This window comes from Priestia flexa NBRC 15715, from assembly GCF_001591565.1.
Lineage (GTDB): Bacteria > Bacillota > Bacilli > Bacillales > Bacillaceae_H > Priestia > Priestia flexa.
In genome coordinates this window covers 16,513-35,393 of sequence record NZ_BCVD01000027.1, presented here as the reverse complement: position 1 = coordinate 35,393, position 18,881 = coordinate 16,513, and the positions used below count along the sequence as shown (strand labels likewise).

18 protein-coding genes, 2 pseudogenes and 1 riboswitch are annotated in these 18,881 nt (G+C 36.2%); of the genes and pseudogenes, 14 read left to right on the top strand and 6 right to left on the bottom strand.

Annotation, left to right across the window (positions count from 1 at the left end; all coding sequences use genetic code 11):
- The first annotated feature begins 147 nt into the window (after positions 1–147).
- Positions 148–273 (top strand): hypothetical protein, encoded by a 126-nt coding sequence (locus BFL01S_RS21225; RefSeq protein WP_260864976.1) that lies wholly within the window; start codon positions 148–150, stop codon positions 271–273.
- 30 nt (positions 274–303) lie between these two features.
- On the opposite strand, the gene BFL01S_RS06890 is transcribed toward BFL01S_RS21225, so the two are convergent.
- The gene (locus tag BFL01S_RS06890; RefSeq protein ID WP_061785273.1) at positions 304–969 is read right to left on the bottom strand and encodes a C40 family peptidase; all 666 of its coding nucleotides are present in this window, start codon (positions 967–969) and stop codon (positions 304–306) included.
- A 318-nt stretch (positions 970–1,287) separates the two neighbouring features.
- Here BFL01S_RS06890 and pfkA point away from each other — a divergent pair, with 318 nt between their 5' ends.
- From pfkA to BFL01S_RS06875, 3 genes are all read left to right on the top strand, one after another.
- Complete coding sequence (gene pfkA / locus BFL01S_RS06885) at positions 1,288–2,247, top strand: 6-phosphofructokinase (protein WP_025911412.1); 960 nt, start codon at positions 1,288–1,290, stop codon at positions 2,245–2,247.
- A 314-nt stretch (positions 2,248–2,561) separates the two neighbouring features.
- Positions 2,562–2,960, top strand: coding sequence for a universal stress protein (locus BFL01S_RS06880; RefSeq protein ID WP_025911410.1), 399 nt, complete (start codon positions 2,562–2,564; stop codon positions 2,958–2,960).
- Between the two features lie 12 nt (positions 2,961–2,972).
- Positions 2,973–3,704, top strand: a complete 732-nt coding sequence (locus tag BFL01S_RS06875) for an NAD-dependent protein deacylase (protein ID WP_025911409.1) — start codon at positions 2,973–2,975, stop codon at positions 3,702–3,704.
- 29 nt (positions 3,705–3,733) lie between these two features.
- Here BFL01S_RS06875 and BFL01S_RS06870 read toward each other — a convergent pair whose 3' ends face one another.
- A complete protein-coding gene (locus BFL01S_RS06870; protein WP_025911407.1) occupies positions 3,734–3,976 on the bottom strand; it encodes a hypothetical protein in 243 nt (80 codons plus the stop codon).
- A gap of 239 nt (positions 3,977–4,215) precedes the next feature.
- A riboswitch (SAM riboswitch) is annotated at positions 4,216–4,316 on the top strand.
- A gap of 80 nt (positions 4,317–4,396) precedes the next feature.
- Between BFL01S_RS06870 and BFL01S_RS06865 the strand changes: the two genes are divergently transcribed.
- From BFL01S_RS06865 to safA, 3 genes are all read left to right on the top strand, one after another.
- Entirely contained in the window at positions 4,397–5,524 is a 1,128-nt protein-coding gene (locus BFL01S_RS06865; RefSeq protein ID WP_025911406.1) for a 5-methyltetrahydropteroyltriglutamate--homocysteine S-methyltransferase, read from the top strand.
- A gap of 832 nt (positions 5,525–6,356) precedes the next feature.
- Positions 6,357–7,718: a hemolysin family protein gene (locus tag BFL01S_RS06855; protein ID WP_082802710.1), complete on the top strand. Its 1,362-nt coding sequence runs from the start codon at positions 6,357–6,359 to the stop codon at positions 7,716–7,718.
- 111 nt (positions 7,719–7,829) lie between these two features.
- The gene (safA, locus tag BFL01S_RS06850) at positions 7,830–8,456 is read left to right on the top strand and encodes a SafA/ExsA family spore coat assembly protein (RefSeq protein WP_167556117.1); all 627 of its coding nucleotides are present in this window, start codon (positions 7,830–7,832) and stop codon (positions 8,454–8,456) included.
- A 45-nt stretch (positions 8,457–8,501) separates the two neighbouring features.
- Here the strand turns inward: safA and BFL01S_RS06845 are convergent, their stop codons facing one another.
- The 3 genes from BFL01S_RS06845 to BFL01S_RS06835 all read right to left on the bottom strand — a co-directional run bounded on the left by BFL01S_RS06845 (position 8,502) and on the right by BFL01S_RS06835 (position 11,214).
- The gene (locus tag BFL01S_RS06845) at positions 8,502–9,608 is read right to left on the bottom strand and encodes a mechanosensitive ion channel family protein (protein WP_025911397.1); all 1,107 of its coding nucleotides are present in this window, start codon (positions 9,606–9,608) and stop codon (positions 8,502–8,504) included.
- 169 nt (positions 9,609–9,777) lie between these two features.
- Entirely contained in the window at positions 9,778–10,497 is a 720-nt protein-coding gene (locus tag BFL01S_RS06840) for a DUF421 domain-containing protein (RefSeq protein ID WP_061785270.1), read from the bottom strand.
- A gap of 96 nt (positions 10,498–10,593) precedes the next feature.
- A complete protein-coding gene (locus BFL01S_RS06835) occupies positions 10,594–11,214 on the bottom strand; it encodes a LysE family translocator (protein ID WP_061785269.1) in 621 nt (206 codons plus the stop codon).
- A gap of 217 nt (positions 11,215–11,431) precedes the next feature.
- Here BFL01S_RS06835 and BFL01S_RS06830 point away from each other — a divergent pair, with 217 nt between their 5' ends.
- Positions 11,432–12,283: a VOC family protein gene (locus tag BFL01S_RS06830; protein WP_061785274.1), complete on the top strand. Its 852-nt coding sequence runs from the start codon at positions 11,432–11,434 to the stop codon at positions 12,281–12,283.
- 29 nt (positions 12,284–12,312) lie between these two features.
- Here BFL01S_RS06830 and BFL01S_RS06825 read toward each other — a convergent pair.
- Positions 12,313–12,773, bottom strand: a pseudogene (locus tag BFL01S_RS06825) (TSUP family transporter).
- Positions 12,774–12,932: 159 nt separating this feature from the next.
- Here BFL01S_RS06825 and BFL01S_RS06820 point away from each other — a divergent pair.
- The 6 genes and pseudogenes from BFL01S_RS06820 to BFL01S_RS06795 all read left to right on the top strand — a co-directional run bounded on the left by BFL01S_RS06820 (position 12,933) and on the right by BFL01S_RS06795 (position 18,829).
- Positions 12,933–13,898, top strand: coding sequence for an NAD(P)H-dependent flavin oxidoreductase (locus BFL01S_RS06820; RefSeq protein WP_061785268.1), 966 nt, complete (start codon positions 12,933–12,935; stop codon positions 13,896–13,898).
- Positions 13,899–14,016: 118 nt separating this feature from the next.
- Positions 14,017–15,303 (top strand): ATP-binding protein, encoded by a 1,287-nt coding sequence (locus BFL01S_RS06815; RefSeq protein WP_061785267.1) that lies wholly within the window; start codon positions 14,017–14,019, stop codon positions 15,301–15,303.
- 93 nt (positions 15,304–15,396) lie between these two features.
- Positions 15,397–16,413 (top strand): LacI family DNA-binding transcriptional regulator, encoded by a 1,017-nt coding sequence (locus BFL01S_RS06810; protein WP_061785266.1) that lies wholly within the window; start codon positions 15,397–15,399, stop codon positions 16,411–16,413.
- An 89-nt stretch (positions 16,414–16,502) separates the two neighbouring features.
- Positions 16,503–16,874, top strand: a pseudogene (locus BFL01S_RS06805) (glycogen debranching N-terminal domain-containing protein); the annotation flags it as partial.
- Between the two features lie 176 nt (positions 16,875–17,050).
- Entirely contained in the window at positions 17,051–17,956 is a 906-nt protein-coding gene (murQ, locus tag BFL01S_RS06800) for an N-acetylmuramic acid 6-phosphate etherase (protein ID WP_025911384.1), read from the top strand.
- A 15-nt stretch (positions 17,957–17,971) separates the two neighbouring features.
- Positions 17,972–18,829 (top strand): MurR/RpiR family transcriptional regulator, encoded by an 858-nt coding sequence (locus BFL01S_RS06795; RefSeq protein ID WP_025911383.1) that lies wholly within the window; start codon positions 17,972–17,974, stop codon positions 18,827–18,829.
- Positions 18,830–18,881: the final 52 nt, after the last annotated feature.

Below are 18,881 nucleotides of genomic sequence, written 5' to 3'. Positions count from 1 at the left end.
GGAACAGCTAGTGTTCCTCTTTTTGAAAATTTGTTTTGTTATATTCAACCCTCTTCTTTTAGCATGTCTTCTTTTTTTGATTTTTTGTTATAAAACAAAAGATAGATAATATATATGTTATATAACAGAAAAAGGGAGAGATCTTGTGTGGAGCAAATTACAATTAAACAAGAAACAGAACAAGAACCAAATGAAAAGACAAACTTTACGTGGGTAGATGAATATCCAACAGTATTAGATATTATTAATGAATACTATAGTTTTTGCCGTTAAAAAAGCCAACGCAAGTTGGCTTTTTGTTATTTAACGAATTCTTTTTGCACCAATATAGCGCTTGCTCCAATAGCTATCTTTTAATGAAGCAACTGAAACACCTTTTGAAGATGAGCTATGTAAAAATTGATTGTTTCCCATGTAGATACCGGCATGGGAAGCGCCTTTTTGGTATGTTTGGAAAAATACAATGTCCCCAGGCTGTAAGCTTGTAACTCGTGTCCCTTTTTTATAAATCTCTGCTACAGTTCGAGGTAAAGTAATGCCAGCGCCCTGCTTGAATGTATAACCAATAAAGCCACTGCAATCAAATCCTCTAGGAGTTGTTCCACCCCAGCGATATGGTACCCCTACATACTGCTTTCCTTTATTAATAACTTTTGAAGCATTAAATGTAGAAGTCTGTGAAGAAGTTTTTACTCCAAGCTTTGCATATGTGCTTTTTCCAACAACTCCATCGGCAGACAATCCATTTTTACGCTGAAATGATTTAACTGCATTTGATGTAGCTGGTCCAAAATAAGTTGTTGTATTGCCAGTGAAATAACCTTTTTTCTTTAAAAGCTGCTGTAATTGCTGAACATCCTGATTTCTCATTCCTTGCTTTAATGTTTGATCACCTAGCGCAGCTTGGCTGACTAAAGGGCTAGCAAATAAAAAGCTAGCGAGGGTAAAAACCGCCACAAATTTCTTCATAATGGGCCTCCATCAATTTTTCGTCAATTTTCGTAAAATAATCATAACACCTTTCGACAGATGGAAACGTTACATTTTCATTACAAAATATGAAAAAAATGAAAATTAGAGTGAGCAGAATGATGTGTTTTGATTTTGAGAAATAGAAAAAAATTGAATATTTAGCTGTTAATAACTAAAACATATGAAAATGTAAGGACATTTAAAAATAATAATAGAAATCTGTTGTGAATTACTACACAAATACTTTGTAGTCATGTAGAATGTAAAAATAGAATACAGTGTCAATTGATTTGACTTTTGATGAGGTGAAAAGTAATGAAAAGAATAGGTGTATTAACAAGCGGCGGTGATTCTCCAGGAATGAATCCTGCGGTTCGTGCTGTTGTGCGTAAAGCGATTCATGAAGGAATGGAAGTTTACGGTATTTATCAAGGATATCAAGGGTTAATTGAAGGGAATATTCGAAAGCTTGAAGTTGGTGATGTTGGTGATATCATTCAACGCGGTGGAACAATGTTATATTCTGCAAGATGTCCAGAGTTTAAAACAGAAGAGGGACGCCGTAAAGGTATTGAAAACCTAAAGAAGCATGGTATTGAAGGTTTGGTTGTAATCGGTGGAGATGGATCTTATATGGGAGCTGTTAAGCTAACTGAGCTTGGTTTTCCATGTGTAGGTATTCCAGGAACAATCGATAATGACATTCCAGGAACAGACTTTACTCTAGGTTTCGATACAGCTTTACATACTGTTATCGATGCAATTGATAAAATTCGCGATACGGCTACTTCACATGAACGTTCTTTTATTATTGAAGTAATGGGACGTAATGCTGGAGATATTGCTCTATGGTCAGGGCTAGCTGGAGGAGCTGAAACAATCTTAATTCCTGAAGCGAAAGATGAGTTCCAAGAGATGGTAGATCGTTTAAAGAAAGGCCAAGAGCGTGGTAAGAAACATAGTATTATCGTTGTTGCTGAAGGTGTAGCTACAGGAAACGAAGTAGCAAAACAGCTTGAAGAAGCTGCTGGAATTGAAACTCGCGTTACGGTTCTAGGGCACATTCAGCGTGGTGGATCACCAACAGCACAAGATCGCGTGTTAGGAAGTCGTTTTGGTGGCCGCGCCGTTGAGTTATTAATGGAAGGTAAAGGCGGGCGTGCAATCGGTATCCGTAAAAATGAAATTGTTGATTATAATATTATGGAAATCCTAGGTGAACCTCATCATATTGATGAGCGTATGTATCAACTATCAAAAGAATTATCAATCTAAACGATATAAAGGCGAGACTTCTTATAGAGGAGTTTCGTCTTTTTTTAGTTTCAAACCAGTACCTTCACAATGCTTACACTTTTTTGTGTAGAATATGCCAGGAATAATCATTACTTTCCCAAGCCCTTTGCAAAAGGTACATATCAGCTCAAACCCCATAATGCCATCATTCCTTTTATTTAGTATAGCATTTCTGTTTATTAGTATAACACAAAAGCGTAAATATTTTTAGAAAATTTAATTTTTATATCGCTTTCTTCAATGGAATAAAAAATAGTAGAGCTGTTATAATTGATAGAAAAGGAGTGAAGGACATGTTTAAGCGAATTTTATTAGCTTCAGATGGGTCTGAACACGCTGCTAGAGCAGCTGAAAAAGCGGTTGCTTTAGCAAGATTAACTGATCGAAGCTTTGTTCAAGTGATATATGCAGTAGAAGGAGATAGTAGGTTAAACACGCTTGGAAAAGATGAAGCAAGAGAAAAGCGTATCCAAACAACACAAGAAGTTTTAGAGAAATCTGATATAGAGTATGAAATTACGTTTATTCATGGAGATGCTGCTAAAACAATTATTCAATTTGCTAACAACAATCGCTTTGATGTTGTAGTAGTTGGAAGCCGAGGCTTAAATCCAGTAAAAGAAATGTTTTTGGGGAGCGTGAGCCATAAAATTGCTCAACATGTGAAGATACCCGTATTGATTGTAAAGTAGGAGAGAGCGCCAATGAATATGCAAGTTGAAGAGTTAAAGAAACGAATTGGAGAGGCAAGTCGGATTTGTGTCTTTACGGGAGCGGGAATAAGTACAGAGTCGGGCATACCTGATTTTCGTTCGCAAAACGGATTGTATCGAAAAAACCTAGAATTTTCAGATGTGATTTCCACTTCTTTTTATCAGAACAATCCGGTACTTTTTTGGGAGCTATTTAAAGAGATTTTTCGTGTGAAGCTGCTTGATGAATATGAACCTAACTCAGGTCATTACTTTATAGCAGAATTAGAAGAAGAAAAGACCGTGCATGTGATTACACAAAATATTGACGGCTTGCATCAGAAAGCAGGAAGCACGAATGTATATGAAATTCACGGAACAATTAAGCGAGCACATTGTCAAAAATGTGGAAGTGAGTTTGGGTTAAATTTTCTAACCAAAGTTGAATTACCGAGCTGTACGTCGTGTGAAGAGGCACTAAAGCCCAATGTAGTTTTATTTGGAGATTCAATTCACTGGTTTGAAGAAGCCGTAGAGGCAGCTTTACAAAGTGATTTATTTATTGTCATGGGTTCATCTTTGCAGGTAACACCCATTAATCAAATTCCTTTATTAGTTAGAAAACATGGTCAGGTACCAATGGTCATTATTAATAAAGAGCCAACTTACTATGATTATGTGTTTGATAATCAAATACACCTCCCAATCGGTGAAGTTGTAACAGCTTTAAAGAGTGGGAAGTGAAAAAGCACGCTACGGGCAGCGTGCTTTTTTTAAACTTCAAAATAGATAGCGAAGCAGAACACAGAAATGACCAGAAAAAACGCTGAATGCAACTTGCTTTCTTTAAACGTCAAAACAGCTTCAATAAATAAAAATAAACTTAGCATTAATTGAATGTATGGTAAATAAGCAATATAGTTGGTAGAATCACTGTTCTGAAAAGCGATTATTCCGTATACCACAGCTCCGATTAAAAAGGCATATTTTAATAGTTGTAATCCTTTAACTAACATCTTTGTGAGGTTCCTCCTTATTTAAAACCTAGGTCACATGATTATAACATATATTATATAGATGTAGACAACTAAAGTGACGCGATATGTTTGACCACGGTCTATCTTTCATGAACTCAAAAGGATATGAACCACTTCTGAATACTGAATAAAAAATTTTTTATTTCTGATTTTTCAAATTCCTTGTTGACAGACTAAGAAAGTAAGTGTAATATTTTCCCTAGTTAATTAATTGAATATTCTTATCTCGAGAGGCGGAGGGACTGGCCCTGTGAAGCCTCGGCAACAGACTGTTAAAGTACTGTGCCAATTCCAGTAGCAATTTGCTTGAAGATAGGAGAAGAACCAATAACGACTATTAACCTCTTCTTATCTTTAAGAAGAGGTTTTTTATTTTGAACAGAAAGAGGGAATAGAACCATGACAAAGACATTAGTGAAAGCTCCATTTAAAGCTGATCATGTAGGGAGCTTTTTAAGAACAACTCCTCTCAAAGAAGCAAGAGAAGCCTATACAAATGGTCAGATCAGTAAAACGACTTTAAAATCTGTAGAGGACCAGGAGATTGAAAAGCTTGTCCAAAAACAAATCGAAGTGGGACTTAAATCTATCACTGACGGAGAATTTAGACGTGCATGGTGGCACTTAGATTTCTTATCAGGTCTAGATGGTGTAGAAGAGTTTGAAACGGAGTATATTAGTCAATTTAAAGGTGCCAAAACAAAAAATAAAGCAATCAAGGTAGTTGGTAAAGTAGATTTCAACCATCATTATATGCTGGAACATTTTACATTTTTAAAAGAAGCTGTTGAACAATATGGTGATGGAAGCCAAGTTGCTAAGTTTGCTATTCCAAGTCCCAACATGTTATTCACTCGAATTCAAGAGGATACTTACTACAATGGGGATAGAGAACAGTTTTATCATGACACGGTAGTTGCTTATCAAAAAGCAATTCAAGCTTTTTATGATGCAGGCTGCCGCTACTTACAGTTAGATGATACTTCATGGATTGATTTTGTTTCTGAAGAACGTATAGATGCAGTTGTTGAGAAGCTGGGTATGGATGTAAAAGATATTATTGATACGAGAGTCAACTGCTTAAACGATGCGATTTCTAAAAAGCCGGAGGATATGGTCATTACGATGCACATTTGTCGCGGAAACTTTAGATCTACGTATATTACCAGTGGTGGCTACGATACTATTTCAGACGCAATTTTTGCTAACTTGCATGTAGATGGGCTTTTCCTTGAATATGATGATAATCGTTCAGGAGATTTTGAGCCATTAAAAAGTTTTACACGTAACAACCAAACAGTTGTATTAGGACTAGTAACATCTAAATTTCCTACATTAGAAGATGCAGAGGTTATTAAACAAAGAGTTAAAGAAGCGAGTGCATCTATTCCTCTAGAAAACTTGTCACTGAGTCCACAATGCGGGTTTGCAAGTACGGAAGAAGGAAACGAACTAACAGAAGAAGAGCAATGGAATAAAATTAGTCACGTCATTAAAATTGCTCAAGATATTTGGGGCGCTAACTGAAGAATAAGAGTTGTTTCTTAATTTTACATAAGAATCCAATTAGATCTTTCTTTTCGTTGTAGTAAAATTGGAAAAAGCTGCGTCTATAAATGATGCAGCTTTTTTGTGTATTGATAGCGTAACTGCAAATTATCTACAGGTAACATAATATTTATTGGGTAAGATAGCGAACTGTCACGCTAAGGAAACGAAAGATTCTTGATAGATGTATTTATCTTGCAGAATGCTTAAGTTTCAGAGTTGACTCGCAATTGCCTTAAAGGTTTTTTATACACACCAAATGTCGAATAGTTTATTTCTTCATATAATAAAAATAATCAGTGATAAGTAGTTTAAGGAACTCATACTGTAATAATAAGTGAAAATTCTGTCATTATTGAAATGTAAAAGCTGAATATGTGAAAGGAATGTTCTTATTGGGAATCAGGAGTAGACTAGGGTTGTTTTTGTTAGGCATTTGTTTAAACGCAATTGCATTCGTTAGTCTTATCATGGAATTGAGTTTAGTTCCCATTCACGCAAGAAACGCAGGTGATTACCTAACAGTATTTTTAAGTGAGATGCCTATTTTTCTCTTTTTGATAGGCGTGATATGTGTTATTGTAAGCTTTTATATGCCTGTGAACAGTAAAAAATAGAAGTGTCTTTTATAAAAGGTGTAAAGTATTTATACTTAAGATTCGTGTTAGAACACTGGCTAAAAGGTTTGACGACACAGTTTTTTACATTTAAAATAAAAAGAAATAACTATTTAGCAATAAAAAATGTTTTAAACTTTTAATCACTTAGGAGGTGACTCCTTACTCGTACTATTACGAGCTAAGGAACTTGATTGGACATATTTAACTTGATTTTATTAGCGGTACTGATTGCATTAACTGCCTTTTTCGTTGCTACAGAATTTGCAATTATTCGAATTCGTAGCTCTAGAATCGATCAATTAGTGGTGGAAGGGAGCAAAAATGCAAAAGCTGCGAAGCAAGTTATTACCAACCTAGATGAATATTTATCCGCTTGCCAGCTGGGAATTACAATTACAGCATTAGGCCTTGGGTGGTTAGGTGAGCCTACTGTAGCTCATATGCTTGAACCACTTTTTGAGCAACTTGGTATTGAAGGAGGGGTATCTACCATCATTTCAGTTGCTATCGCGTTTGCTGTCGTTACGTTTCTACATGTGGTAGTTGGAGAGCTAGCTCCTAAAACGTTTGCTATTCAAAAAGCTGAAGCGGTGACTCTATTATTTGTAAAGCCGCTAATATTCTTTTATAAAATCATGTATCCTTTCATCTGGGTACTTAATGGCTCAGCTCGCTTGCTAACAGGTTTATTTGGACTAAAATTAGCATCAGAGCATGAATTAGCACATAGTCAAGAAGAGCTTCGCATCTTATTATCAGAAAGCTATAAAAGCGGTGAAATTAATCAATCAGAATTTAAATATGTCAGTAAAATCTTTGACTTTGATGACCGAGTGGCAAAAGAGATTATGGTACCACGAACAGAAGTGGTCTCAATTGATCAAGAAGATACGATTGAATATATTTTAGATATGGCAAAAGAAGAGCGATTCACTCGCTATCCTATTATTGATGGCGATAAAGACCATATTGTTGGTTTGCTAAACATGAAGGAAATCTTAACTGAGCTTGTTATGAAAGATGTGCAGTCAATTCATTTAAAAGATTATATTCGTCCAATTATTCAAGTGGTTGAAACGGTCTCTATTCACGATCTACTGCTAAAAATGCAGCGTGAACGCATTCAAATGGCGATTTTAGTTGATGAATATGGTGGTACAGCTGGTATTGTAACAATTGAAGATATTTTAGAAGAAATCGTTGGTGAAATTCGTGATGAATTTGATACGGATGAAAAGCCTCTCATTCAAAAGGTGAAAGATTATCATTACATTGTGGATGGTAAAGTGCTTGTAAGTCAAATTAATGAGCTGCTTGGCATTCAAATTGATGATACAGAAATCGATACGATTGGTGGCTGGGTATTAACAGAAAAATATGATGTAAAGCAACAGGATATTATTGCGTTTGAACAGTATGATTTTAAAGTGAAGGCAATGGAAAATCATCATATTCAATACGTGGAAGTCATCAAGCGACGTCAGGTAACCGAAGTTGTTTCAGAACCAATGCCAATCCCTGAAGTCGATCCTTCACAGGCGCTATCTTCATAAAAAACGCACGGTTAACCGTGCGTTTTTTTGGTATAAACTATTCTCTAAAATTAGTAGTATAGGTGATTATTACCGCTATTAATCTGTCAAAAAATTTGCTTTAATATGATTATGAAAACTTTATTAAAATTCTCATCAATTACAATGTTGTCTGTCACTCTTGTTTTTGGATTAGATCATACTGCTCAAGCATCTACAGTACATACTGTTCAATCAGGAGATACTATGTGGAAAATTGCAGTGAAATACCAGGTAGGTGTTCAAGAAATTATTGATGCAAACCCAAGTATTTCGAACCACAATGTAATCTATCCTGGTCAAAAAATCAATGTACCAAGCGTAAATACTACGGCTCAATCATTTGAAGAGCAGGTTGTAAAACTTGTGAACGAAGAGCGCGCAAAAGTAGGGGTAAAACCGTTGAAATCTAATTGGGAAGTAGCGCGAGTAGCTCGCTATAAATCTCAAGATATGATTGATAAAAACTACTTTAGCCATACTTCTCCTACATACGGAAGTCCTTTTACTATGCTGAAAAACTTTGGTATTTCCTATAAAACAGCAGGTGAAAACATTGCTGCTGGACAAGCGACACCAGAAGCCGTTGTGAAGTCATGGATGAACAGCGAAGGGCACAGAAAAAATATTTTATCCAGTAGCTTTACAGAAATTGGAGTAGGTTATGTTAAAGGCGGAAGCTACGGACATTATTGGACACAAATGTTTATCTCAAAATAAAATAGAAAGGAGAAAAGGTTGCTAATTTATTTAGCAACCCTTTTTTTATCCGCGAGATCTTTCTAATATATTTGTATCTTGTTTAATGATATCTTCAGATTGTTGCACTACAAGAGCACGAGTTGGAAAAGCAAAGTCAACTCCTTCTTCTTGTAAAATGTCCATAATTTTAAAGTTTATTTTTTCTTTTACCTCTAAATAGTCAGCATAAGCCGTTGTGTTAGAAAAGAAGTATAGCAGAACATCAAGGCTCGATTCGTTAAAGGTTTCAAAATTAACAATAATCGTTTCCTTATGAATATCTTCATCTTCCATCAGCATTTGCTTAATCCGCTCAACTGAGGTTTCCAGCTTTTCTTTAGGTGTATTATAATTCAATCCTAAATGAAATGATATTTGACGTTTCCCCATTTTAGCCCAGTTTACAATAGGCTCATTTGATAGGGTTGCATTGGGAACTGTTACAAGCGCTTGAGCAAACGTTCGCACCTTTGTGCTTCGAAATGTAATATCTTCAACCACGCCTTCAACGCTTGGTGTTTTAATCCAATCTCCAATTGTAAAAGGCTTTTCTGTAATAATAACAACTCCGCCAAAAAGGTTGCTAACCGTATCTTTAGCTGCAAGGGCAAATGCTAGCCCTCCGAGTCCTAAGCCGGCTACGAATCCATTAACGTTGAAGCCCCATTCTTCACCAATAATGGAAGCAGATAAAACGACAACGATAATGCGAATAAATTTCTCAACAAATGGAATAACAATACGGTCTACTTGAACATCAAAATTTTTGGAGAAAGTTGAGAAAAAGAGAGCCGTTGAATCCGCTAGGTTGTAAAGTCCCCACCCTGCGAGAATAATAAAAGCAGAACGTATAATCTGGCTTTCACGCTCAGCCGTTAAAAGTTCAAACGGTAGATAAGGGAGCGCAAGCTGAATACCAATGATTACAAAAATCCACCTCATTGGCTTTTCAAATGCTTCTAAAATACTTGTGATAAGGTCAATTTTTTTATTCTTAACAAACCCGATAATAAATTTAAATAAATAAGTTGTAAACAGTTTACGCAGCACAAGGAAAATTAAAAAAATCCCAACTGCTAAACCAATATTTTTCCAACCATCAACAGATGATAGTGAGTCAACAAAGTCCATATAAACCTCCTAATACGCAAACAATCTTGTATCTACTAAAATAGCATAACTTCACGGTTAAAGCTATAAAAGTCCATGCTGTACATTTATTCAGAAATATTTTTAAATAAAGCTTATCATGAAGGACTTTACTATGTACTTATTTTAGTAAATAAAATAAGCAAATCTTTTAATGATGTAGCGGCGGGGCCGGATTTATTGGTGAATATAGTGATACATGTAGTTTACCCTCATCAGTCAGTGAAGCAAAGAAAATATCAGAGAGATTTTCAATATCTCGTGTTTTTAACTCGCTTAATAACCATTCTTTTGTCTGGTTGCAGTAAGTTAATACTTCCTCGTATATCTTTCCTTCAATAATTAAGGGATAAGCAAGATCTAATTGGTTATTTGCAATTTGCAAATCATCACGCGTCAAAAATTCTTTGGACGCTTTTTTTTGAACGGTTAATTGCCCGTTGGATTCAATAACAGCGATTTTAACAACACTGATATCAAAGACGTTACTTTGGCGAAGCATATATAAAATATTATCAATTGAGTATCGAATGCGCTTAAGATTCTCAATTAAAAATGCACCATCTTTAATGACAACAATTGGTTCAAATGTAATCTTTTTTCCAAATGAGCGCGAGTGAATCTTAAAGTAAGCAATAATTTTCTGGAAAATGGCAATCATAACAATTGCGACTGCTGTATGGATATGTTCAACTTTTGGGTCAGCAATATCTGCTCCTACAACAGCGCCAAGAGACATTAAAATAAGAAAGTCAAAGATGGGAAGCTCGCCGATTGAGCGTCTGCCCATAAACAGCGTCATAATAAGCAAGAGAGGTAAAATAGTAACAATTCTAGTCAATAGAATGAGGGAATCTTTTAATAAATCCATTGTAAAACTCCTTACTTTCTTAGGCTTTTCACTTAGTATGTATAAAAAAAGAGTTAATATGAATGAAAAAAGAAGCTCTGTATAAACAGGCTTCCATTAGTGATCTGTAAATAATAATTTCAAACCTAAAATGCCAAATACTGTACCTTGTATATACTTTAGTGATAACTGCACGTGACGGTTGTTTTTTGCACGCTTTCCAAGGTAAGAAGCGAAAAGTACTACAAGAGAAAAGACGACTAACGTTTCTAAAATGAAAATCATGCCGAAAGAGAACATCTGTAGGCCTACATGACCTAATGATGGGTTCACAAACTGAGGTAGAAATGTAATGAAGAATATAGCTACCTTTGGATTAGACAGATTGGTAAAAAAACCTTTTTTGAAAAATTGCGCTGTATTCATCTGAGTGGAAGTTAAAGATAAAGGCTCAGTTTTAGAACGAAATGACTGAATAGCTAAAAATAAAAGATAAAGCACGCCAACAATTTTTAAAATATTAAATGCTAATACGGACTGCTGAAAAATAATAGATAGCCCTCCAGCTGCCAAGAGCGTATGAATGAAAGTACCGGTAATGGAACCTAGTACTGTTTTCATTCCTGCTTTAACACCTGAGGTTAAGCTTTGAGTCAAAACAAATAGCATGTCTTGACCGGGAATTAATACAATTGTTAATGAAACAACTATGTAAGATAAAATCCAAGATAATGTCATAGTCACCCCTCCTGACATTGATTAAATCATGTCTTTATGACGATTCTCAAGAGTCTGTGCTAATGAAGTAATAAAGTAGTTTATTACTAAAGTAAAGGAATAAAACGACTTGACGAATTTGTCTGATATAAATATAATTTACTTACATAAAGTAAGTGAATTATATAAAATAAATATTTGGGATTCCATTTTATATGAAAAAGAAGGAGAGAAAGAAATGTCATTTCATCAAAAGCCTCATACATTCGTTAGTCAGGTTGCGCTTCGTGTAAATAATATTTTAAAATCGCTGCGTTTCTATGAAGAAGTGCTAGGTTTTCAAGTTCTAACAAAATCCAGTATGAAAGCCGTATTAACAGCAGACGGAAAAACACCTCTCGTTACATTAGAGCAGCTTTCTAGTCCAGAACCAAAGCAGGAACGTAAAACCGGTCTTTATCATTTTGCCTTATTATTACCATCACGTGCAGCCTTAGGTGAGATTATTCGTCATTTAGTTAAAACAGGGTATCCAGTGCAGGGGGCTTCGGATCACTTAGTTAGTGAAGCGATATACTTAGCTGATCCTGATGGGAACGGAATTGAAATATATCGAGATCGATCTGATGCTAATTGGGAGTGGAATGATGATGAAGTTAAAATGGCTACGCTTCCCCTTGATGCTCAAGCTGTTTTAGCAGAAGCAACAAATGAAAAGTGGGAAGGGTTACCGGCTCATACAGTAATGGGGCATATTCATTTGCACGTCGCTGACTTAGAAGAAACGAGAGCGTTTTATGAGAAGTTAGGGTTTGATGTCGTTAGCAGTTTCCCTAACCAAGCATTGTTTATGTCTACAGGACGATATCATCACCATATTGGAGTGAATATTTGGAACGGAAGAGGCGCGAATGCACCGTCTGAAAAAAGTCCTGGAATGAAGTATTTTACAATTGAGTTTCCAGATGAAGAAAAGCGAGAGGTAGTGGTGGATCGTTTGAAAGACATAGGCGCAGTAATTAGTAAAGAAGATCAAGCTATCTTTACAAAAGATCCTTCACAAAATCAAATAAAGCTAGTTGTTCAATAAACTAAAAAAGCGCATGGGAATGCGCTTTTTTATATAATAAGCAAAAAGCCTGAAAAAATAGGTAAAGCAACAAGAGATGTTTTTAACACGGGTGTTGGTACGCGTTTTGTAAACTTGGCACCGATATATGAACCTACCATTGTTCCTACAACTACCTCAAATAATAATTGAATATCTAAGAAGCCCTGTTGATAATAACCTGTTCCTCTGGTATAAAGCTTGAAAAGTGCGAGCCGAGCCATGCTCCTAAAGCCCCTACAATCCCAACAATAATGCCTGATTTAAGTGAAACGTTTCCTTCACGATAGTGGCTGATAGCAATTGAAAGAGAAGAGAAAATCATTGCTGCTAGAGCAGTGGCTAAAGCGATATGAACGGGAACATTAAAAAATAATGTTAAAAGAGAGATAATAAATCCAGAACCTCCTGCTCCTACAAAGCCTAGAATAAGCCCAACAGCTAGCATTGTTAAAATAATTGAAATATGCATTTGAAGTATGCCTTCTTTTCATGCTGATTTCCACTTTTATTCTAACATATATTTAGCTTCACGAAAGACATAGAAGAAAGGAGGGAGAATATAGTAGAGGTACTAGGAACTTTTTGGCATAATGAAAGATAGGTTTGGTGTGAAAGGGGAGAACAATTAATGAAAACACGTGTTACGGAGTTACTAGGAATTCGCTATCCAATCGTTCAAGGCGGCCTTGCTTATCTAGCTTATAGTGAGCTAGCCGCAGCTGTATCAAACGCAGGTGGACTTGGACAAATTACGGCTATGACTTTAAAGACAAAAGAAAACCTTACCCGTGAAATTCATAAGGTTAAGGCGCTTACTTCTTTTCCTTTTGGTGTTAACTTTGCTGTTGGAGGGCAAACCGGCACTTCTTATGAAGAACTTTTAGAAGTAGCAATTACTGAACAAGTACCGGTTGTTTCTATTACAGGAGCGAATCCAGCGCCAATTATTGAAAAGTTAAAGGGCACTAGTATTAAAACGTTGGTGCTTGTCTCTAACGTAAGGCAAGCACAAAAAGCAGAAGAGCTAGGTGCAGATGCGGTTATGGCTGTTGGTCAAGAAGCTGGTGGGCATATTGGAAGAGATGATTTAGGAACGATGGTACTGATTCCTAGAGTAGCTCAAGCAGTGTCCATTCCTGTATTAGCCAGTGGGGGAATAGGAAACGGCCAAGGTCTTTTAGCAGCATTTGCTCTCGGAGCAGAGGGAATTGAAATGGGAACAAGATTTATTGCTACAAAGGAATGTGTACACGCAGGCGAACGTTACAAACAAGCAATTGTTGAAGGGACCGAAAGAGACACGATTGTTATCAAGCGTTCTTTGGGTGCACCCGGGCGCGTATTAAAGTCAGATTATACGCTTTCTATTGTAGAACGTGAGCATATGGGAGATCGGTACGAAGAATTACAAGACGTAATTAGTGGAAAAGCTAACTGCCGTTATATATACGAAAACAATGAAAAAGAAGGATTCGGCTGGGCCGGACAAGTTATTGGCTTAATTTCAACTATTCCAACTGTACAAGAACTTTTTAATCAAATGATAGAAGAATATGAAACCGCTCGCCATAGAGTGAATCAAATATCGCAATAATTCAACCAAATTTGTAACAAATTGTGAAAAAGCTATTTAAAAAAAGGTGAGAATGCAGTATTCTAACAAGTAGATAAGCAGAGCTAGTTGAAGAATATGTTGAAAGACCGGTGAATGAATGAGCTTTTTCACAAAAGATTTGTTAATTAACTTTTTATTTATATTATTACCATTATTTTTAGTTCAAATGTACTATTTATTAAAGTATGCAAAACAAATAGATTGGTTGAAAAATTGGACGATAGCAATATTTCCAATCCTTTCTATCTTGTTATGCATGCTTTTTCCTGTTGATGCCGTTATTGTCCCTGATAGATATAATATTGACCTTCGACGTATCCCATATATCTTAGGAACACTGTATGGGGGAGCGGGATTTGGAACCTTTCTTTTGGTATTGATTTTAACCATACGTTTTTTAATAGGCGGAGTAGGATTTTACGTTACGTTAATATCTTTACCAATTTTAAGTATCCCATTATTCATAATTGCGAAGAAATATTTAGCCATGTCTTTGCAACAAAGAATCATAGCAAGTACATTAATAAGTCTCGTAGGTGCACTTTTGGCTATGGGAGTCTCGATTTTTGTTTTTGATATTGCGCTGCCAACTTTTTTGTGGATTGAATTTGTTTGCTTAGATGTAATTGGTACGCTAGTTATTACGGTTCTATGGGAAGCTATTCGAACCAATCTATCAATTCTTAAACGATTGGTGAAAGCTGAAAAACTAGAAGTAGTCAGTCACCTAGCTGCAAGTATTTCACATGAAGTGCGCAATCCATTAACTGCTAGTCGAGGTTTTATGCAAATGCTAGGGGAAGATGAACAAAATCCCATAAAAAAGCGGTATTTATCAATTGCAATTGATGAACTTAATCGTGCGAAGGATATTATTGATGATTACTTACTCTTTGCAAATTCAGCCCCTGAGCGACCGGAACAAGTAGATGTAGGAGTAGAAATTCAACATGTTTTACAAATTATGAAACCACTTGCAAATATGAACGGTGTCGTTTTACCGCCTCCCTCTCTTTTGCATGGGCAAGCTAAGGTGTGTGGAGAACGAAAGAAGCTTCAGCAGTGTTTTATTAACTTAGTCAAAAATAGTATTGAAGCAATGCCTAATGGAGGGAAGCTCGAAGTAAAGCTGAAAAAAAGCGGAGAAACAGTTACGGTAGAGATTCATGATACGGGGTGTGGAATGACGAGTGAGCAGATTAGCCGGTTAGGCGAACCTTATTTTACAACCAAGGAAAAAGGAACGGGCCTAGGAACAATGGTTTCTTTCCGCATTATTCACTATATGCAGGGGAAGGTTCACGTGAAGAGTGAAAAAGGAAAAGGAACATGCTTTTCAATTGAGCTACCACTTTGTACAAAAAAAGCACCTAAAATAGATTAATTTGATTTAGGTGTTTTTTTTGTCTTGAAAAATCATTTTGAAAGCGTTACAATGTTCTCATAAGTTATCCGAAACGTTTTGGAGGAAGTGTAATTGACAACTATAAAAGATATTGCGAAAGTTGCAGGCGTCTCTATTACGACGGTATCTCGTGCATTAAATGGGTATTCCGATGTGAATGAAAAGACTAGGCAAAAGATTATAAATGTAGCTAAGAAGCTGAATTATAGCCCAAACACTTTAGCTCGTGGTTTGGTCATGCAAAAGTCGAAGACAATCGGTCTACTTGTTTCAGGAATTAGTCGAGAAAGTGTCAAAGATAATTTTACGTTTGAAGTTTTATGTGGAGTAAATGAAAGAGCCTCTCTTTTAGGCTATGATTTAATTTTATTTAATACCAATACAACAAAACAACGCGAAAAAACGTATACGCAGCTTTGCAAAGAAAGAAGAGTGGATGGGGCAATCATTCAAGGAATTAAAAAGGATGATCCGTATCTAACGGAAGTGCTTGAAAGCAACATTCCCTGTGTCCTTGTCGATATCCCGATTCATTCCAATTTAGTTGGTTATGTGACAACAGATAACAAGCTAGGGGCTAAGAAAGCAGTTGAACATTTAGTGCAATTAGGACATGTGCACATCGGAATGGTAAACGGAAGTGAGGATGCGTTTGTGAGTCAAGAAAGGCTTAGAGGGTATCTAGACACGTTGGAAGAGCATGGTATTGATATACGTGAAAATTGGGTTGTAAACGGGGAGTTTGAAGAAGCCGTTGCAGAACAACAAGCGTATGAGCTATTAAAAAATAACGAAGAAATCACATCTCTTTTTTGTGCAAGTGATTTGATGGCATTAGGTGCATTAAAGGCTTGTAAGCGTTTAGGGCGAAGTGTACCTGATCAGATTTCTATCGTGGGCTACGATAATATTGTGCTTGCTGCTTACTCATCACCTCAACTTACAACAGTAGGGCAAGAAGTGTATCAGATAGGATATGAAGCCGCAGATTTATTGATTGAGATATTAGAGAATCGTTCTACAAATATGGAGCGATATTTAGAAACAGAACTTATTATTAGAGAAACGACAGCTAAAAGCCACGAATAAGTGGTTTTTAATACAAGGAAAATCCGAAACGTTTCGGATTTTCCTTGTGAAGTAAATCCAAAACGTTTTGGTAAATAGGAGGAGTAGTAATGGATTATCGTGTAATTAAAGAAAATGATTTATTTCTGTTAACAGATCAAATGGGAAATATAACCAAAAACCATCAGTACGGTTTAGGTTTGTATACGAAGGACACTCGCTTTTTGAGTGGACTTAACATAAAGATAAATGGTGAGGATCCAATTCTATTAGCTTCAGATGCTGATGAAAATTATATGGCAACTATTCGATTAACCAATCCCCATATAGAAAATGAAGAAAACCTTATCTTATGGCGTGAATCAATTGAAATTTTACGTGAACGCTTTATTTATGACGGGGTTTTATATGAAACAATTAAGCTCAAAAACTACTTTCCAAAGCGTGTAGATTTTACGATTACAGTTCATATACAGGGGGAAAATAAATCGGTGCTTAGAAGCATGTGCAGATTGTTAATCAGCGCATGTTTTTTTTACGTAGAAAAGAAAAAGTTCTATTTGAAATTTTATTTTAATAAGTTTAATTAGTTATTGAAATTTTATTTTAATGAAATTATAATGAATGTAAATTTAACTGTTTTACAGGAGGAAAAGTCATGGACAGAAACCTAACAATACTAACAACAGAATCTCGCAACGAACGCACAATGAATATCGATGCTGAAAATACAGCTGATATTTTACGTATTATGAACGAAGAAGATCAAAAAGTAGCTGTAGCTGTTAATGCAGTTTTACCAGATATCGAAGCAACCGTTGAATATGTCGTCCAGTCTTTAAAAGCCGGTGGTAGACTCATTTATATCGGCGCTGGTACAAGTGGTCGATTAGGTGTTCTAGATGCTGTCGAGTGTCCTCCTACTTTTAGTACGCATCCATCCGCTGTACAAGGAATTATGGCTGGAGGAGCAAGTGCATTTACAAAAGCAGCTGAAGGAGCAGAAGATAGTGAAGAAGGCGGTGTGCAGGATCTACAAAGAATTGAATTAACAAGCGCTGATACGGTTATTGGAATCGCTGCTAGTGGAAGAACCCCGTATGTAATTGGAGCTTTGCGGTATGCGAAAAGCATTGGAGCGAAAGCCATTGCCTTATCGTGTAATGAAAATGCAGCTATTTCGCAAGTGGCGGATCGAGCAATAGAAGTAATTGTAGGCCCTGAAATTTTAACAGGATCAACACGTTTAAAGTCTGCAACAGCTCATAAAATGATTTTAAATATGATTTCAACGGCTTCTATGATTAAACTCGGAAAAGCATATGGAAATTTAATGGTTGACGTAAATGTAAGTAATTACAAGTTAAAAGAACGAGCAGTTGGAATTATCGAAAAAGTAACAGCAGCACCATATGAAGAAGCGAAAAAAGCGCTAGAAGAGGCTAATAATGAAGTGAAGACAGCTATTGTTATGATTAAAACGCAAACAACAGTTGAAGAAGCACGAACTCTCCTAGAAAAAAATGATGGGTACGTTAGAAAAGCAATCGAGCACAGCAAGTGAAAAGGAGAGAGAAAAATGGCGACAGGCGGATTAAGAATCATTCACGCTCTACTTCCACAGCTACCTGCTTCTGAGAAGAAAATCGCAGAATATATTTTAGCTCAACCTGAAGCCGTGATGGATTACACAGCTGGTGAATTAGGTTCATTAGCAGGTGCTAGCGGAGCTGCTGTTATTCGCCTTTGTAAATCGTTGGGTGTAAAGGGGTTTCAAGATTTAAAGGTTCGGATAGCAGGAGATTTAAGCACAAAAGTGGAGCAAGGATATCGTGATATTACACCTCACGATACGATACAATCTATTGTAAAAAAAACAACAATTAATAGCGTTCAAAGCATTAGTGATACTTCTGAGCTATTACAGCACGAAGAAATTGAAAGAGCCGTTAGCGCTTTAAGCAAGGCAAGAACCATACACTTTTTTGGTGTTGGAGCTTCTCACATCATTGCCATGGATGCGCAGCAGAAGTTTTTACGAGTGAATAAGGGAGCGACAGCCTTTACTGATGTGCATATAGTAGCGACTTTAATTGCAAATGCAGGAGCTGATGATGTTGTCGTAGGGATTTCTTTTTCAGGAGAAACATCTGAGGTTATTAATATTTTATCCTTAGCAAAAAAGCGAGGTTTAACAACCATTAGCTTAACAAAGCAAGGGTTATCGTCAGTATCAGCTCTAACAGATATTTCACTTCATACTTCCTATACAAGAGAAGCGCCGTTTCGAAGTGCAGCTACTTCATCAAGGTTGGCTCAGCTTTACGTCATTGATACACTGTTTTTGGCCATGGCAAGTACGAAATATGATGAAACTGTTGGATATATAGATCGTACAAGAGAAGCAATTCAATTCTTAAAAGATAAACAAAAGTAAGGTTCTATACATCAAAACTTTGGAGAAACAGTAAAACAAAGGGGGAGCTAGC

Coding starts and splice junctions, on each gene's coding strand:
- BFL01S_RS06890 (WP_061785273.1), bottom strand. CDS start 969: ATGAAGAAATTTGTGGCGGTTTTTACCCTCGCTAGCTTTTTATTTGCT.
- pfkA (WP_025911412.1), top strand. CDS start 1,288: ATGAAAAGAATAGGTGTATTAACAAGCGGCGGTGATTCTCCAGGAATG.
- BFL01S_RS06880 (WP_025911410.1), top strand. CDS start 2,562: ATGTTTAAGCGAATTTTATTAGCTTCAGATGGGTCTGAACACGCTGCT.
- BFL01S_RS06875 (WP_025911409.1), top strand. CDS start 2,973: ATGAATATGCAAGTTGAAGAGTTAAAGAAACGAATTGGAGAGGCAAGT.
- BFL01S_RS06870 (WP_025911407.1), bottom strand. CDS start 3,976: ATGTTAGTTAAAGGATTACAACTATTAAAATATGCCTTTTTAATCGGA.
- BFL01S_RS06865 (WP_025911406.1), top strand. CDS start 4,397: ATGACAAAGACATTAGTGAAAGCTCCATTTAAAGCTGATCATGTAGGG.
- safA (WP_167556117.1), top strand. CDS start 7,830: ATGAAAACTTTATTAAAATTCTCATCAATTACAATGTTGTCTGTCACT.
- BFL01S_RS06845 (WP_025911397.1), bottom strand. CDS start 9,608: ATGGACTTTGTTGACTCACTATCATCTGTTGATGGTTGGAAAAATATT.
- BFL01S_RS06840 (WP_061785270.1), bottom strand. CDS start 10,497: ATGGATTTATTAAAAGATTCCCTCATTCTATTGACTAGAATTGTTACT.
- BFL01S_RS06835 (WP_061785269.1), bottom strand. CDS start 11,214: ATGACATTATCTTGGATTTTATCTTACATAGTTGTTTCATTAACAATT.
- BFL01S_RS06830 (WP_061785274.1), top strand. CDS start 11,432: ATGTCATTTCATCAAAAGCCTCATACATTCGTTAGTCAGGTTGCGCTT.
- BFL01S_RS06820 (WP_061785268.1), top strand. CDS start 12,933: ATGAAAACACGTGTTACGGAGTTACTAGGAATTCGCTATCCAATCGTT.
- BFL01S_RS06815 (WP_061785267.1), top strand. CDS start 14,017: ATGAGCTTTTTCACAAAAGATTTGTTAATTAACTTTTTATTTATATTA.
- murQ (WP_025911384.1), top strand. CDS start 17,051: ATGGACAGAAACCTAACAATACTAACAACAGAATCTCGCAACGAACGC.
- BFL01S_RS06795 (WP_025911383.1), top strand. CDS start 17,972: ATGGCGACAGGCGGATTAAGAATCATTCACGCTCTACTTCCACAGCTA.